Consider the following 16,521-nt stretch of genomic DNA (forward strand, 5'->3'; position numbering starts at 1 on the left):
TTGTAATTAGTCCCTGATCTTGTATGGTTGGTTCCCTTTTGAATCTGAGCCTTGCGGGTCTGTTATGAAGTCGGTTGAAGAGCAGCTAGCGCTGATCAAACGTGGTGCGGAAGAACTGTTGGTCGAAGCGGAGCTGATCGAAAAGCTCAAGCGTGGCCAACCCCTGCGTATTAAGGCTGGCTTTGATCCGACGGCGCCGGATCTGCACCTTGGGCATACGGTGCTTATTAATAAGCTGCGTCAGTTCCAGGAACTGGGGCACCAGGTGATCTTCCTTATAGGGGACTTCACCGGGATGATCGGCGATCCGAGCGGCAAGAGCGCTACGCGTCCGCCGTTGACCCGTGAGCAGGTTCTCGATAATGCCGAGACCTACAAGACCCAGGTCTTCAAGATTCTTGATCCGGCCAAGACCGAGGTGGCGTTCAACTCCACCTGGATGGACCAGATGGGGCCGGCGGACTTCATTCGTCTGACGTCCCAGTACACCGTTGCCCGCATGCTCGAGCGCGATGACTTCGACAAGCGCTACTCCAGCAATCAGCCTATCGCAATCCATGAGTTCCTCTACCCGCTGGTTCAAGGGTATGACTCGGTGGCGTTGCGTGCCGATGTCGAGCTGGGCGGTACCGATCAGAAGTTCAACCTGCTGATGGGGCGTGAGCTGCAGCGTGCGTATGGGCAAGAGGCTCAATGCATTCTGACCATGCCGTTGCTGGAAGGGCTGGATGGCGTCAAGAAGATGTCCAAGTCCTTGGGTAACTATGTAGGTATCCAGGAAGCGCCGGGCGTGATGTACGGCAAGCTGGTTTCGATTCCGGATGCGTTGATGTGGCGTTACTTCGAGCTGTTGAGCTTCCGCTCGATGGACGAGATCAATGCCTTGCGTGCCGATGTAGAAGCCGGTGCGAACCCGCGTGACGTCAAGATCAAGCTGGCTGAAGAGATCGTTGCGCGCTTCCATGGTGAAGAGGCTGCTGCCAGTGCTCACCGCGCTGCGGGTAACCGCATGAAGGATGGCGAGCTGCCGGATGATCTGCCGGAGATTGAATTGACTGCTGCCGAGGCAATGCCGATCGCGGCCGTCCTTAATAAGGCGGGCCTGGTGAAGAACTCGGCAGGGGCGCGCGACCTTCTGGGTTCCGGTGGTGTACGTATAGATGGTGAGGTTGTCGATCGCACCTTTATATACGAACTGGGCGCGACCCATGTTTGTCAGGCCGGCAAGAAGGCATTTGCGCGTATTACGCTTAAATCCGAATAAACCTGAAATTAACTGTTGACGGCGATTTATATCTGTCTATAATTCGCCCCACTTCCGGCGCAGTCGAAACGGAAAACTCCTTGGTAAACAAAGAGTTATGTAGGTTTCGACAGCGAGCTGCTTCAGATCATCGAAGCCTGGAAGGAGTTGATAGAGCGGTGTAGTTTGGCTCTGTTAACGGTTCGATCTTCTCGGTCGAAAGCGGAGAAAAAGAGGTGTTGACAGCAGCGTGTAACGCTGTAGAATTCGCCTCCCGCTAACGAGAGATCGGAAGCGCAAGTGGTTGAAGTTACAAAGGAAACTTTGAAAACTTCTGAAAATAATCACTTGACAGCAAATGAGGCTGCTGTAGAATGCGCGCCTCGGTTGAGACGAAAGATCTTAACCAACCGCTCTTTAACAACTGAATCAAGCAATTCGTGTGGGTGCTTGTGGAGTCAGACTGATAGTCAGCAAGATTATCAGCATCACAAGTTACTCCGCGAGAAATCAAAGATGTAACCAACGATTGCTGAGCCAAGTTTAGGGTTTCTTAAAAACCCAAAGATGTTTGAACTGAAGAGTTTGATCATGGCTCAGATTGAACGCTGGCGGCAGGCCTAACACATGCAAGTCGAGCGGTAGAGAGAAGCTTGCTTCTCTTGAGAGCGGCGGACGGGTGAGTAATGCCTAGGAATCTGCCTGGTAGTGGGGGATAACGTCCGGAAACGGACGCTAATACCGCATACGTCCTACGGGAGAAAGCAGGGGACCTTCGGGCCTTGCGCTATCAGATGAGCCTAGGTCGGATTAGCTAGTTGGTGGGGTAATGGCTCACCAAGGCGACGATCCGTAACTGGTCTGAGAGGATGATCAGTCACACTGGAACTGAGACACGGTCCAGACTCCTACGGGAGGCAGCAGTGGGGAATATTGGACAATGGGCGAAAGCCTGATCCAGCCATGCCGCGTGTGTGAAGAAGGTCTTCGGATTGTAAAGCACTTTAAGTTGGGAGGAAGGGCAGTAAATTAATACTTTGCTGTTTTGACGTTACCGACAGAATAAGCACCGGCTAACTCTGTGCCAGCAGCCGCGGTAATACAGAGGGTGCAAGCGTTAATCGGAATTACTGGGCGTAAAGCGCGCGTAGGTGGTTCGTTAAGTTGGATGTGAAATCCCCGGGCTCAACCTGGGAACTGCATTCAAAACTGACGAGCTAGAGTATGGTAGAGGGTGGTGGAATTTCCTGTGTAGCGGTGAAATGCGTAGATATAGGAAGGAACACCAGTGGCGAAGGCGACCACCTGGACTGATACTGACACTGAGGTGCGAAAGCGTGGGGAGCAAACAGGATTAGATACCCTGGTAGTCCACGCCGTAAACGATGTCAACTAGCCGTTGGGAGCCTTGAGCTCTTAGTGGCGCAGCTAACGCATTAAGTTGACCGCCTGGGGAGTACGGCCGCAAGGTTAAAACTCAAATGAATTGACGGGGGCCCGCACAAGCGGTGGAGCATGTGGTTTAATTCGAAGCAACGCGAAGAACCTTACCAGGCCTTGACATCCAATGAACTTTCTAGAGATAGATTGGTGCCTTCGGGAACATTGAGACAGGTGCTGCATGGCTGTCGTCAGCTCGTGTCGTGAGATGTTGGGTTAAGTCCCGTAACGAGCGCAACCCTTGTCCTTAGTTACCAGCACGTAATGGTGGGCACTCTAAGGAGACTGCCGGTGACAAACCGGAGGAAGGTGGGGATGACGTCAAGTCATCATGGCCCTTACGGCCTGGGCTACACACGTGCTACAATGGTCGGTACAGAGGGTTGCCAAGCCGCGAGGTGGAGCTAATCCCAGAAAACCGATCGTAGTCCGGATCGCAGTCTGCAACTCGACTGCGTGAAGTCGGAATCGCTAGTAATCGCGAATCAGAATGTCGCGGTGAATACGTTCCCGGGCCTTGTACACACCGCCCGTCACACCATGGGAGTGGGTTGCACCAGAAGTAGCTAGTCTAACCTTCGGGAGGACGGTTACCACGGTGTGATTCATGACTGGGGTGAAGTCGTAACAAGGTAGCCGTAGGGGAACCTGCGGCTGGATCACCTCCTTAATCGACGACATCAGCTGCTCCATAAGTTCCCACACGAATTGCTTGATTCATTGAAGAAGACGATAAAGAAGCAGCCCGAAATTGGGTCTGTAGCTCAGTTGGTTAGAGCGCACCCCTGATAAGGGTGAGGTCGGCAGTTCGAATCTGCCCAGACCCACCAATTTTGTGTGGGAAACGCCTGTAGAAATACGGGGCCATAGCTCAGCTGGGAGAGCGCCTGCCTTGCACGCAGGAGGTCAACGGTTCGATCCCGTTTGGCTCCACCACTAACTGCTTCTGTCATGAAAGCTTAGAAATGAGCATTCCATCAATGCGATGGTGAATGTTGATTTCTAGTCTTTGATTAGATCGTTCTTTAAAAATTTGGGTATGTGATAGAAAGATAGACTGAACGTTACTTTCACTGGTAACGGATCAGGCTAAGGTAAAATTTGTGAGTTCTCTTAGTTGAGAAATTCGAATTTTCGGCGAATGTCGTCTTCACAGTATAACCAGATTGCTTGGGGTTATATGGTCAAGTGAAGAAGCGCATACGGTGGATGCCTTGGCAGTCAGAGGCGATGAAAGACGTGGTAGCCTGCGAAAAGCTTCGGGGAGTCGGCAAACAGACTTTGATCCGGAGATGTCTGAATGGGGGAACCCAGCCATCATAAGATGGTTACCTTACACTGAATACATAGGTGTATGGAGCGAACCATGGGAACTGAAACATCTAAGTACCCTGAGGAAAAGAAATCAACCGAGATTCCCTTAGTAGTGGCGAGCGAACGGGGACTAGCCCTTAAGTGGCTTTGAGATTAGCGGAACGCTCTGGAAAGTGCGGCCATAGTGGGTGATAGCCCTGTACGCGAAAATCTCTTAGTCATGAAATCGAGTAGGACGGAGCACGAGAAACTTTGTCTGAATATGGGGGGACCATCCTCCAAGGCTAAATACTACTGACTGACCGATAGTGAACTAGTACCGTGAGGGAAAGGCGAAAAGAACCCCGGAGAGGGGAGTGAAATAGATCCTGAAACCGTATGCGTACAAGCAGTGGGAGCAGACTTTGTTCTGTGACTGCGTACCTTTTGTATAATGGGTCAGCGACTTATTTTCAGTGGCGAGCTTAACCGAATAGGGGAGGCGTAGCGAAAGCGAGTCTTAATAGGGCGTCTAGTCGCTGGGAATAGACCCGAAACCGGGCGATCTATCCATGGGCAGGTTGAAGGTTGGGTAACACTAACTGGAGGACCGAACCGACTACCGTTGAAAAGTTAGCGGATGACCTGTGGATCGGAGTGAAAGGCTAATCAAGCTCGGAGATAGCTGGTTCTCCTCGAAAGCTATTTAGGTAGCGCCTCATGTATCACTGTAGGGGGTAGAGCACTGTTTCGGCTAGGGGGTCATCCCGACTTACCAAACCGATGCAAACTCCGAATACCTACAAGTGCCGAGCATGGGAGACACACGGCGGGTGCTAACGTCCGTCGTGAAAAGGGAAACAACCCAGACCGTCAGCTAAGGTCCCAAAGTTATGGTTAAGTGGGAAACGATGTGGGAAGGCTTAGACAGCTAGGAGGTTGGCTTAGAAGCAGCCACCCTTTAAAGAAAGCGTAATAGCTCACTAGTCGAGTCGGCCTGCGCGGAAGATGTAACGGGGCTCAAACCATACACCGAAGCTACGGGTATCATCTTCGGATGATGCGGTAGAGGAGCGTTCTGTAAGCCTGTGAAGGTGAGTTGAGAAGCTTGCTGGAGGTATCAGAAGTGCGAATGCTGACATGAGTAACGATAATGGGTGTGAAAAACACCCACGCCGAAAGACCAAGGTTTCCTGCGCAACGTTAATCGACGCAGGGTTAGTCGGTCCCTAAGGCGAGGCTGAAAAGCGTAGTCGATGGAAAACAGGTTAATATTCCTGTACTTCTGGTTATTGCGATGGAGGGACGGAGAAGGCTAGGCCAGCTTGGCGTTGGTTGTCCAAGTTTAAGGTGGTAGGCTGGAATCTTAGGTAAATCCGGGATTCTAAGGCCGAGAGCTGATGACGAGTTAACTTTTAGTTAACGAAGTGGTTGATGCCATGCTTCCAAGAAAAGCTTCTAAGCTTCAGGTAACCAGGAACCGTACCCCAAACCGACACAGGTGGTTGGGTAGAGAATACCAAGGCGCTTGAGAGAACTCGGGTGAAGGAACTAGGCAAAATGGCACCGTAACTTCGGGAGAAGGTGCGCCGGTGAGGGTGAAGGACTTGCTCCGTAAGCTCATGCCGGTCGAAGATACCAGGCCGCTGCGACTGTTTATTAAAAACACAGCACTCTGCAAACACGAAAGTGGACGTATAGGGTGTGACGCCTGCCCGGTGCCGGAAGGTTAATTGATGGGGTTAGCTAACGCGAAGCTCTTGATCGAAGCCCCGGTAAACGGCGGCCGTAACTATAACGGTCCTAAGGTAGCGAAATTCCTTGTCGGGTAAGTTCCGACCTGCACGAATGGCGTAACGATGGCGGCGCTGTCTCCACCCGAGACTCAGTGAAATTGAAATCGCTGTGAAGATGCAGTGTATCCGCGGCTAGACGGAAAGACCCCGTGAACCTTTACTATAGCTTTGCACTGGACTTTGAATTTGCTTGTGTAGGATAGGTGGGAGGCTTTGAAGCGTGGACGCCAGTTCGCGTGGAGCCAACCTTGAAATACCACCCTGGCAACTTTGAGGTTCTAACTCAGGTCCGTTATCCGGATCGAGGACAGTGTATGGTGGGTAGTTTGACTGGGGCGGTCTCCTCCTAAAGAGTAACGGAGGAGTACGAAGGTGCGCTCAGACCGGTCGGAAATCGGTCGTAGAGTATAAAGGCAAAAGCGCGCTTGACTGCGAGACAGACACGTCGAGCAGGTACGAAAGTAGGTCTTAGTGATCCGGTGGTTCTGTATGGAAGGGCCATCGCTCAACGGATAAAAGGTACTCCGGGGATAACAGGCTGATACCGCCCAAGAGTTCATATCGACGGCGGTGTTTGGCACCTCGATGTCGGCTCATCACATCCTGGGGCTGAAGCCGGTCCCAAGGGTATGGCTGTTCGCCATTTAAAGTGGTACGCGAGCTGGGTTTAGAACGTCGTGAGACAGTTCGGTCCCTATCTGCCGTGGACGTTTGAGATTTGAGAGGGGCTGCTCCTAGTACGAGAGGACCGGAGTGGACGAACCTCTGGTGTTCCGGTTGTCACGCCAGTGGCATTGCCGGGTAGCTATGTTCGGAATAGATAACCGCTGAAAGCATCTAAGCGGGAAACTAGCCTCAAGATGAGATCTCACTGGAACCTTGAGTTCCCTGAAGGGCCGTCGAAGACTACGACGTTGATAGGTTGGGTGTGTAAGCGCTGTGAGGCGTTGAGCTAACCAATACTAATTGCCCGTGAGGCTTGACCATATAACACCCAAGCAATTTGCTGACCTGAAAAGGCACCAGATTGCGGTGTGTGAAGACGAAATGAACCGAAAGTTCGATTCTTGCAAACACCGAAAGCTGTCACATACCCAATTTGCTGAAGCGAGGCCAACTGGTCACGACTCAGTACCCGAATTTCTTGACGACCATAGAGCATTGGAACCACCTGATCCCATCCCGAACTCAGCAGTGAAACGATGCATCGCCGATGGTAGTGTGGGGTTTCCCCATGTGAGAGTAGGTCATCGTCAAGATTAAATTCCAGAACCCCTGATTGCTAACGCAATCAGGGGTTTTGTTTTGGGCGGTCGAAAAGCATGGCAAGCGGCCCCAAGTGCTCCTCACTTGCAGCCTACGATTGCCTTCAATGTTAAAGTCCATCCCTCGATTTTGCTTTTCCCAAGGAAGCCGTTATGCCGGATGCGACGTCCCTCAGTGCTGGATTCATGGTGGTTCACGGCAACCGCCTGGATGAGCTGCGCAGCCTGGTCGTCAGTTGGATGCGCCGTTATCCGCTGGCTCCCCTGGAAAACGAAATCGCTCTGGTACAAAGCAATGGCATTGCCCAATGGCTCAAACTGGCGCTGGCCGAAGACCCTGAAGATGACGACATGGGCGGCTGTGGCATCGCCGCAGCAATCGACGTGCAACTTCCTGGCAGCTTCATGTGGCAGCTCTATCGCATGGTCCTGGGCAAAGATGAGATTCCCCCCAAGTCCCTGCTCGATAAAGCCCCACTGACCTGGCGCCTCATGCGCCTGCTTCCCGAGCTGATCGACCAGCCGCACTTCGAGCCCCTGCAGCGTTTCCTGACTGATGACACTGATCTGCGCAAACGCTACCAACTGGCGGAGCGTCTGGCTGACCTGTTCGACCAATACCAGGTTTACCGCGCTGACTGGCTGGAAGACTGGGCTGCGGGCCGCCATCAATTGCGCAATGGTCGAGGCGAATCCAAACCCCTGAGCCCGGCCAACTGCTGGCAAGCCGAACTATGGCGGGCGCTGCTGCTGGATGTCGGGGAGGAGGGCATGGCCCAGAGTCGCGCAGGTGTTCACCAGCGCTTTATCGAGCGCATCAACACCCTTGAACAAGCACCCGCTGGCCTGCCTTCCCGAGTAATCGTTTTTGGCATCTCTTCCTTGCCAGCCCAAGCCCTGGAAGCACTCGCCGGCCTCGCCCGTTTCAGCCAAGTCCTGCTGTGCGTGCACAATCCATGTCGCCACCACTGGTCCGACATCGTTGCCGACAAAGACCTGCTCCGAAACGAATACAAGCGCCAGGCTCGCAAAGCCGGAATGCCCGTCACCATTGACCCGCAGACCCTGCACCAGCACGCCCATCCGCTGCTCGCTGCCTGGGGCAAACAAGGTCGCGACTACATCAACCTGCTGGACAGCTACGACGACCCCAACAGTTACCGCTCGGCGTTCCGCGACGGTCGCATCGATCTGTTCAGTGAGAGCGAGCCCACCACCTTGCTCAACCAGCTCCAGGACGACATCCTCGAACTGCGCCCGCTCAACGAAACCCGCGAACGCTGGCCAGGCGTCGACCTGAAGCGCGACACCTCCATCCGCTTCCACATTGCCCACAGCGCCCAACGCGAAGTGGAAATCCTCCACGACCAACTGCTCCAGCGCTTCAGCGCCGACCCTACGCTGCGCCCGCGCGACATCATCGTCATGGTCCCCGACGTCGACAGTTACGCGCCGCACATTCGCGCCGTATTCGGCCAGCTTGAAAGAAGCGACCTACGCTTCATCCCCTTCACGCTGACAGACCAAGGCCAGCGCGGCCGTGACCCATTGCTGATTGCCGTCGAGCACCTGCTCAAACTCCCCGACAGCCGCTTCCCGGTCAGTGAAATCCTCGACCTGCTCGACGTCCCGGCGCTGCGAGAACGCTTCGCCATCAAGGAGCGCGACCTGCCGACCCTGCACCGCTGGATCGAAGGCGCCGGCATCCGCTGGGGCCTCAACGCCGAACAGCGCGCCGGCCTTGGCTTGCCCAATGAGCTGGAGCAAAACAGCTGGCGTTTCGGCCTGCGCCGCATGCTCCTGGGTTACGCCGTCGGCACCGGTTCTGCCTGCGACGGCATTGAGCCCTATGATGAAATCGGCGGCCTCGACGCGGCACTGATCGGCCCGCTGGTTGCACTGCTCGACGCACTGCACGACGCCCACCAGGCTCTGTCACAACCCGCCGCGCCGAGAGAGTGGGGCGAGCGCCTGCAGAACCTCATGCAGCTGTTCTTCCTCCCGAGCAACGAACATGACGACTACCTGTTGGGTCAGCTTGAGCAACTGAGAGAAACCTGGCTGGAGACCTGTGAGTCCGTCGGCCTGCACGACGAGTTACCCCTCACCGTAGTCCGCGAGGCCTGGCTGGCCGGTCTCGACCAGGGCCGATTGTCTCAACGCTTCCTTGCAGGGGCTGTCAATTTTTGCACCCTGATGCCCATGCGCGCGATCCCGTTCAAGCTGGTGTGCCTGCTGGGCATGAACGACGGCGACTACCCGCGCGCTCAACCGCCGCTGGACTTCGACCTGATGGGCAGCGACTACCGTCCAGGGGATCGTTCACGCCGCGAAGACGACCGCTACCTGTTGCTTGAAGCCCTGCTTTCGGCTCGCGACCAGCTCTACATCAGTTGGGTCGGCCGCAGTATCCGCGACAACAGTGATCGCCCGGCGTCCGTCCTGATCGGCCAACTGCGTGACCACATCGCCAGCGGCTGGCACACCACAAACGGTGAGCCGCTCCTGGAAGCCACCACCCAGGAACACCCGCTCCAACCCTTCAGCGCCCGCTACTTTCATGAAGGTGACGAGCTGTTCAGCTACGCCCGCGAATGGCAGTTGCTCCATGCAACCCCGGGCATCCTCCCCGATACCGGCAGCCTGGCACCCTACACCCAGGAAGAACCGCTGAGCCTCGGCCAGTTGCAGGACTTCCTGCGCAACCCGGTCAAACACTTCTTCAGTCAGCGCCTGAAAGTATTTTTCGAAGCCGCTGAAGTCCCGTTGGAAGATGAAGAACCCTTCGTCCTGGACGCACTGCAGCGCTACAGCCTCAGCGATAGCCTGCTCGCCGCCGCGCTGACCCGGCCTGACAATCCCGACGAAGCCCTCAACGCCCAAGCCCTGCGCCTGCAAGGCAGCGGCTTGTTGCCAATGGTCGGTTTCGGCGAATGCCTGCGCAAAGAACTTATCGAGCCGTTGCCAGATCTGCTGCAGCGTTACCAGCAACTCCTGGCGCTCTGGCCCACGCCCTATGCCAGTGCTGAACCGATCAGTTTTGAGCATCAAGGCATTCAGTTGGACGGTTGGATCAGCGGCCTGCATCAACGTAGCGACGGCGGCTTTCTAAGTGTCACCGCCATCCCCAACAGCATTGGCTCGATCAAGACCCGCAAGTGGCACCGCCTGATTCGCCCGTGGGTGAACCACCTGGTGGCCTGTGCTTGCGGGCTGCCGTTAAGCACCGGCCTGGTCGCCAGCGACGACACCCTACTATTGGGCCCGCTGGAGCAAGCCACCGCCCAGGAACTCCTCGGCAACCTGCTGCTCGCGTGGAAAACCGGCATGAGTGAGCCACTGCCAATCGCCGTCAAGACGGCTTTCGCCTGGCTCTCTCAAACCGACCCGGTCAAAGCCCACGCTGCCGCCAGCAAAGCCTACGAAGGCGACGGCCAAACCACCGACGGCGAGCGCCGTGAAAGCCCCGCGCTCACCCGCCAGTTTCCCGACTATGCCGCGCTGATGGCGAGCGAAGAGTTCGAAGGCTGGTGTGAAACGCTGTATCGACCGTTGGTCAATGCCCCCTGGCGATCACTCACCAGCGCGGAGGCCGGCGCATGAGCAGCACAAAACCCCTGGCCCTGGCGTTCCCGCTCAAGGGCAGTCAACTGATTGAAGCGAGTGCCGGCACAGGCAAGACGTTCACTATCTCGGCGCTTTATCTGCGCCTGGTACTCGGCCATGGCGGTGACGAAGCGGGCTTCGGCCGCGAGTTGCTGCCGCCGCAAATCCTTGTGGTGACGTTCACCGACGCGGCCACCAAAGAGCTGCGTGAACGTATCCGTATCCGCCTGGCTGAAGCCGCGCGTTTTTTCCGCGAAGAAATCGAAGAACCCGACGCACTGATCGCCGAACTGCGCGACCAATATGGCCCCGAGCAATGGCCAGGTTGCGCCAATCGCCTGGACATCGCCGCCCAATGGATGGACGAGGCCGCCGTTTCGACCATCCACAGCTGGTGCCAGCGCATGCTGCGCGAACACGCGTTCGACAGCGGCAGTTTGTTCACCCAAACCCTGGAAACCGACCACAGCGACCTGCTCGGCGAAGTGCTGCGCGACTACTGGCGGCTGTTCTGCTACCCGATGCACGACGATGCGTTGAATTGGGTGCGCAACAATTGGGGCGGCCCGGCAGCCCTGATGCCACGGGTGCGCGCGCTGTTCGGCAGCGAGCGGCCCACGGATGAAGCTCGTAACCCCGCTGAGCTGATCAACGAATGCCTACAGGAACGCCGCCAAGCCCTTGTCGCGCTCAAGGCTCCCTGGCAACAATGGGCAGAAGAGTTGCGCACTATTTGCCTGCAAGCCGTCGCGGCTAAAGCCGTCGATGGCCGCAAGATGCAAGCCCGTTACTTCGAGCCCTGGTTCGAAAAAATCAGCGCCTGGGCCGCTGACGAATCACTCGAACAACTGGACATCGGCACCGGCTTCACCCGCCTGACGCCCGACGGCATGGCCGAAGCCTGGAAAGGCGAGCCGCCGCACCACCCCGGTATCGACGCGATGGCCGGTCTCAAGGCCAGCCTCGACGCCTTGCCCACTCCCGATGCTGCCGTACTGCAACACGCCGCCGGCTGGGTGGGAAAACGCTTCGAAGAAGAAAAACGCCGACGCGCCGAAATGGGTTTCGACGACATGTTGATCCGCCTCAACGCTGCGCTCCAGGCCGACGGCGGCGAGCGTCTGGCGAGCGTGATCCGCGAGCAATTCCCGGTCGCCTTGATCGACGAATTCCAGGACACCGACCCGGTGCAATACAGCATCTTCGACAGCATCTACCGCATCGAAGAAAACCACCTCGACAGCGGCCTGTTCCTGATCGGCGATCCGAAGCAGGCGATCTACGCGTTCCGTGGCGCCGACATCTACACCTACCTGCGTGCACGGCAATCCACTACCGGCCGCCATCACACCCTGGGCACCAACTTCCGTTCGAGCCACGCCATGGTCGAGGCGGTAAACCATGTGTTCCAGCGCGCAGAAAAAGGCCGTGGCGCATTCCTGTTCCGTGAACCGGACGGGACGAATCCGGTGCCGTTCCAGTCAGTATTGTCCCAGGGCCGCAAGGAACAACTGCAGGTCAACGGTCAGACGTTGCCCGCGCTGAACCTCTGGCACCTGCCCACCGACCAGCCCATATCCGGCGTGCTCTACCGCCAACAGCTGGCCGGTTCCTGCGCCAGTCAAATCGTTGCATTGCTCAATGGCGGACAGCAGGGGACTGCCGGATTCCTGAGCAAAGACGGTAGCCTCAAAGGCGTGCTGCCGTCAGACATCGCCATCCTCGTGCGTGACGGCAAGGAAGCCCAAGCCGTGCGCGGTGAACTGGCGGCCCGTGGTGTGCGCAGCGTGTACCTGTCGGATAAAGACTCGGTGTTCGCCGCCCAGGAAGCCCACGACCTGCTGGCCTGGCTCAAGGCCTGCGCCGAGCCGGACGTCGAGCGCCCGCTGCGCGCCGCCCTGGCTTGCGTCACCTTGAACCTGTCGCTGCCGGAACTGGAGCGTCTGAACCAGGACGAACTGGCGTGGGAAAAGCGCGTAATGCAGTTCCGCGACTACCGCACGATCTGGCGCACCCAAGGCGTGCTGCCGATGCTGCGGCGCCTGCTGCACGACTTCAAATTGCCGCAAACCCTGATCACCCGCAGCGATGGCGAACGGGTACTGACCAACCTGCTGCACCTCTGCGAATTGCTGCAACAGGCGGCCGCGGAACTGGACGGTGAACAGGCACTGATTCGCCACCTGGCCGAACATCTTGCGTTCTCCGGGCAGGCCGGTGAAGAGCAGATACTGCGCCTGGAAAGCGATGAGCAATTGGTCAAGGTGGTGACGATCCACAAGTCCAAGGGCCTGGAATACGACCTGGTCTTCCTGCCGTTTATCTGCTCGGCAAAACCGGTGGATGGCAGCCGCTTGCCGTTGCATTACCACGACGCAAACGGTAAATCCCAGGTCAGCCTCAGGCCCACCGCCGAGCTGATCGCCCAAGCCGACGACGAGCGCCTGGCCGAAGACCTGCGCCTGTTCTACGTGGCGCTGACCCGCGCCAAACACGCTTGCTGGCTAGGCATCGCCGACCTGAAGCGCGGCAATAACAACAGCTCGGTGTTGCACCTGTCGGCCCTGGGCTACTTGCTTGGCGGCGGTGCTTCACTGGGCGAATCCGCTGGCTTGGCGCGCTGGCTGTTCGACTTGCAGGAAGGTTGCCCGGCACTGCATTACGCAGAAATGCCCGAAGCCGAAGCGGTGGTATTCCACCCGCCGCGCAACGAAGCCACCTTGCTTGCGCCCCTGATGCCCAAACGCAAGGCGGCAGAAAACTGGTGGATCGCGTCCTACAGCGCCCTGCGTATCGGTGAAAGCATGAGCGCGACCAGTCTCGAAGCGCCGGAAAGCCCACAAGCGCAGAAGCTGTTTGACGACGAGCGCCTCGACCCGGATGCACCGCGTGAAGTGCCGGCTTCCGGTGGTGATATTCACCGTTTCCCACGCGGACCGAACCCCGGCACCTTCCTCCATGGCCTGCTGGAGTGGGCGGGCGGTGAAGGCTTCAATGTCACCCCGAATGCCATCGAAGATGCGGTCGCTCGCCGCTGCAACCGACGCGGTTGGGAAGGCTGGATCGGCACGCTGTCCGGTTGGCTTGGGCACCTGTTGCAGGCGCGGCTGCCCGTGGGCAACGGGCAGATGGCCCTCAGCGAATTGCAGCAGTACCAGATCGAAATGGAGTTCTGGTTCGCCAGCCACAAGGTCGATGTCCTCGCGCTCGACAAACTGGTGTGCCAGCACACGCACAATGGCGTGTCGCGGGTGGCCGCCGAGCCGGTGCTGCTCAACGGCATGTTCAAAGGCTTTATCGACCTGACGTTCGAACACGAGGGCCGCTACTACGTGGCCGACTACAAATCCAACTGGCTCGGCCCCGATGATTCGGCCTACACACAACAGGCCATGGAACTGTCGATCCTCGATCATCGTTACGACCTGCAATACGTGCTTTACCTGCTGGCCTTGCACCGTCAGCTCAAGGCGCGACTGCCGGACTACGACTACGACCGCCACGTCGGCGGCGCGTTGTACCTGTTCCTGCGCGGCACCCATTCCGCGAGCCAGGGCGCGTATTTCACCCGGCCGCCCCGGGAACTGATCGAAAGCCTGGACCTGCTGTTCCAGGGCAAACCGCTACCACCCAAGGCCGAGCCCGCCTGGGAACAAGGAGTGCTGCTATGAGCCTGTCGCCGTTACCGCTAGAGGAACTTACGCCTCTGAGCCGCGCCGCCGACCTGGTGCAATTGCTCGACCTCTGGGTGCAGCGCGGCTGGCTGCGGGCGCTGGACAAGGCGTTTGTCGGCTTCCTCCACGAACTCGATCCGCAGGCCGATCCCTTGGTGTTGCTGGCCGCTGCCCTGACCAGCCACCAACTCGGTCACGGCCATGTGTGTCTTGACCTGTTCGAAACCCTCAAGGCTCCGGATTTCGCCTTGTCGCTGCCGCCCGAAGGCGATGCACACACCGGAGCCATGCTGCTGCCCTCGCAGTTGCTCGATGGCCTGGACGGCGCCCACTGGTGCCACGCCCTGGCCGCCAGCCGCCTGGTGGCACTGGCCGTCGATGGCAGCGAAGACGCGCAAAGCCGGCCACTGGTGCTGTCGGGCAAACGCCTGTACTTGCGCCGTTACTGGACTTACGAACGGCGCATCGATACCGCACTGCGTCTGCGACTCGCCACCCGCGAAAGCGTCGCCGATGATCTGCCCGAACGCCTGAATCGCCTGTTCGACCAGGCCCCGCCGGACGGTGTTGTCGACTGGCAGAAACTCGCCTGCGCCTTGGCGACGCGCGGTGCATTCAGCATCGTCACTGGCGGCCCGGGCACCGGCAAGACCACTACGGTGGTGCGCTTGCTCGCGCTGTTGCAGGCGCCAGCGGTGGAAGCGGGCAGCGCATTGCGCATTCGTCTGGCCGCGCCCACTGGCAAGGCGGCCGCGCGCCTGACCGAGTCCATCAGCCAGCAAGTGCTGTCGCTGAAAGTGCCTGACGCGGTGAAGGACAAGATCCCGACCCAAGTCACCACTGTTCACCGCTTGCTCGGCAGTCGCCCTGGTACCCGACATTTCCGGCACCACATCGGTAATCCGTTGCCCCTGGATGTACTGGTAGTGGACGAAGCCTCAATGATCGACCTGGAAATGATGGCCAACCTGCTGGACGCCTTGCCGCCCCATGCCCGTTTGGTGCTGCTGGGGGACAAGGACCAATTGGCCTCGGTCGAAGCCGGGGCGGTGCTGGGGGATTTGTGCCGCGACGCCGAAGCCGGTTTCTACAGCCCGCAAACCCGCGAGTGGCTGCAACAGGTCAGCGGCGAAGACCTAGGCGCCAGCGGCCTGCAGGAAGACCTCGACGGTAGCCATCCCTTGGCGCAACAAGTAGTGATGCTGCGGTACTCGCGACGGTTTGGCGAAGGCAGCGGCATTGGCCAACTGGCCCGCTGGGTCAACCAGCAAAACGCCGAGCAGGCCCGCAAACTGCTGGCGGCCCGCAGCCACGCCGACCTGTTTTGCGTCAGCCTCAAGGGCGAACACGACCATGCCCTGGAGCGCCTGGTGCTGGACGGTCACGGCGACGGTGCCCACGGTTATCGCTATTACCTGAAGCTGCTGCAGACCGCGCGCCCGTCCCTCGACACGCCCCGCGACGACGAAGCCTGGACCGTCTGGGCGCAAAAGCTGCTGAAAGCCTTTGATGCGTTCCAGTTGCTCTGCGCCGTACGCAAGGGCCCGTGGGGTGTCGAAGGCTTAAACCAGCGCATCACCGCCGCGCTGCTCAGGGCCCGGCTGATCGACAGCGACCAGCAGTGGTACGAAGGCCGCCCGGTGTTGATGACCCGCAACGACTACGGCCTGGGCCTGATGAACGGCGATATCGGGATTGCCCTGAAACTGCCGGAAAGCGACGGCGGGCCGCAGGTACTGCGCGTGGCATTCCCGCGCAACGATGGCCAGGGCGGTGTGCGCTTTGTGCTGCCCAGCCGGCTCAACGATGTGGAAACCGTGTACGCGATGACGGTACACAAGTCCCAGGGTTCGGAGTTCACCCACACAGCACTGATCCTGCCGGACGCCCTGAACCCGGTGCTGACCAAAGAGCTGATCTACACCGGCATCACCCGCGCCAAGGATTGGTTCAGCCTGATCGAGCCCCGGGGCGGGGTGTTTGAAGAGGCGGTGCGTCGCAAGGTGAAGCGCTTGAGTGGGCTGATGCTGGAGCTGGGCACTTGATCGCTGAATAAGCTGACCGATGGGTTATCTAAATTTTCTGACCCAAATGTGTGATTTTTCTTAATAAAATGTCGGAATCCTCCCAGGTGTCGCCTCGGGGGTTTTCCGCCGTTGTGCTATCGTTGCGGCATCATCCCGAGAAGATCAAAGAGAATCGCT

Annotated in this window: 4 protein-coding genes, 2 tRNA genes and 3 rRNA genes; all 9 read left to right on the plus strand. The window is 58.2% G+C overall.

The window, feature by feature from the left end:
- The first annotated feature begins 64 nt into the window (after nt 1–64).
- The 9 genes from tyrS to recD all read left to right on the plus strand — a co-directional run bounded on the left by tyrS (nt 65) and on the right by recD (nt 16,362).
- A complete protein-coding gene (gene tyrS / locus HKK54_RS13655; protein WP_169387010.1) occupies nt 65–1,264 on the plus strand; it encodes a tyrosine--tRNA ligase in 1,200 nt (399 codons plus the stop codon).
- 552 nt (nt 1,265–1,816) lie between these two features.
- Nucleotides 1,817–3,353 (plus strand): 16S ribosomal RNA (locus HKK54_RS13660).
- An 83-nt stretch (nt 3,354–3,436) separates the two neighbouring features.
- A tRNA-Ile gene (locus tag HKK54_RS13665) sits at nt 3,437–3,513 on the plus strand.
- Between the two features lie 30 nt (nt 3,514–3,543).
- Nucleotides 3,544–3,619, plus strand: a tRNA-Ala gene (locus HKK54_RS13670).
- Between the two features lie 246 nt (nt 3,620–3,865).
- Nucleotides 3,866–6,759: ribosomal RNA gene (locus tag HKK54_RS13675) — 23S ribosomal RNA — on the plus strand.
- Between the two features lie 156 nt (nt 6,760–6,915).
- Nucleotides 6,916–7,031 (plus strand): 5S ribosomal RNA (gene rrf, locus HKK54_RS13680).
- Together the 16S, 23S and 5S rRNA genes with 2 tRNA genes alongside form the textbook arrangement of a ribosomal RNA operon.
- A gap of 159 nt (nt 7,032–7,190) precedes the next feature.
- On the plus strand, nt 7,191–10,640 hold the full coding sequence (recC, locus tag HKK54_RS13685; RefSeq protein WP_169387011.1) for an exodeoxyribonuclease V subunit gamma: 3,450 nt from the start codon (nt 7,191–7,193) through the stop codon (nt 10,638–10,640).
- Nucleotides 10,637–14,314, plus strand: coding sequence for an exodeoxyribonuclease V subunit beta (gene recB / locus HKK54_RS13690; protein ID WP_169387012.1), 3,678 nt, complete (start codon nt 10,637–10,639; stop codon nt 14,312–14,314). The genes recC and recB overlap by 4 nt, the downstream gene beginning before the upstream one ends.
- The gene (gene recD / locus HKK54_RS13695; protein ID WP_169387013.1) at nt 14,311–16,362 is read left to right on the plus strand and encodes an exodeoxyribonuclease V subunit alpha; all 2,052 of its coding nucleotides are present in this window, start codon (nt 14,311–14,313) and stop codon (nt 16,360–16,362) included. Before recB ends, recD begins: the two co-directional genes overlap by 4 nt.
- Nucleotides 16,363–16,521 lie beyond the last annotated feature (159 nt).

Origin of the sequence: Pseudomonas sp. ADAK13 (genome assembly GCF_012935715.1) — a bacterium.
In the GTDB taxonomy this organism is placed as follows: domain Bacteria; phylum Pseudomonadota; class Gammaproteobacteria; order Pseudomonadales; family Pseudomonadaceae; genus Aquipseudomonas.

Coding starts and splice junctions, on each gene's coding strand:
- recB (WP_169387012.1), top strand. CDS start 10,637: ATGAGCAGCACAAAACCCCTGGCCCTGGCGTTCCCGCTCAAGGGCAGT.
- recD (WP_169387013.1), top strand. CDS start 14,311: ATGAGCCTGTCGCCGTTACCGCTAGAGGAACTTACGCCTCTGAGCCGC.
- recC (WP_169387011.1), top strand. CDS start 7,191: ATGCCGGATGCGACGTCCCTCAGTGCTGGATTCATGGTGGTTCACGGC.
- tyrS (WP_169387010.1), top strand. CDS start 65: ATGAAGTCGGTTGAAGAGCAGCTAGCGCTGATCAAACGTGGTGCGGAA.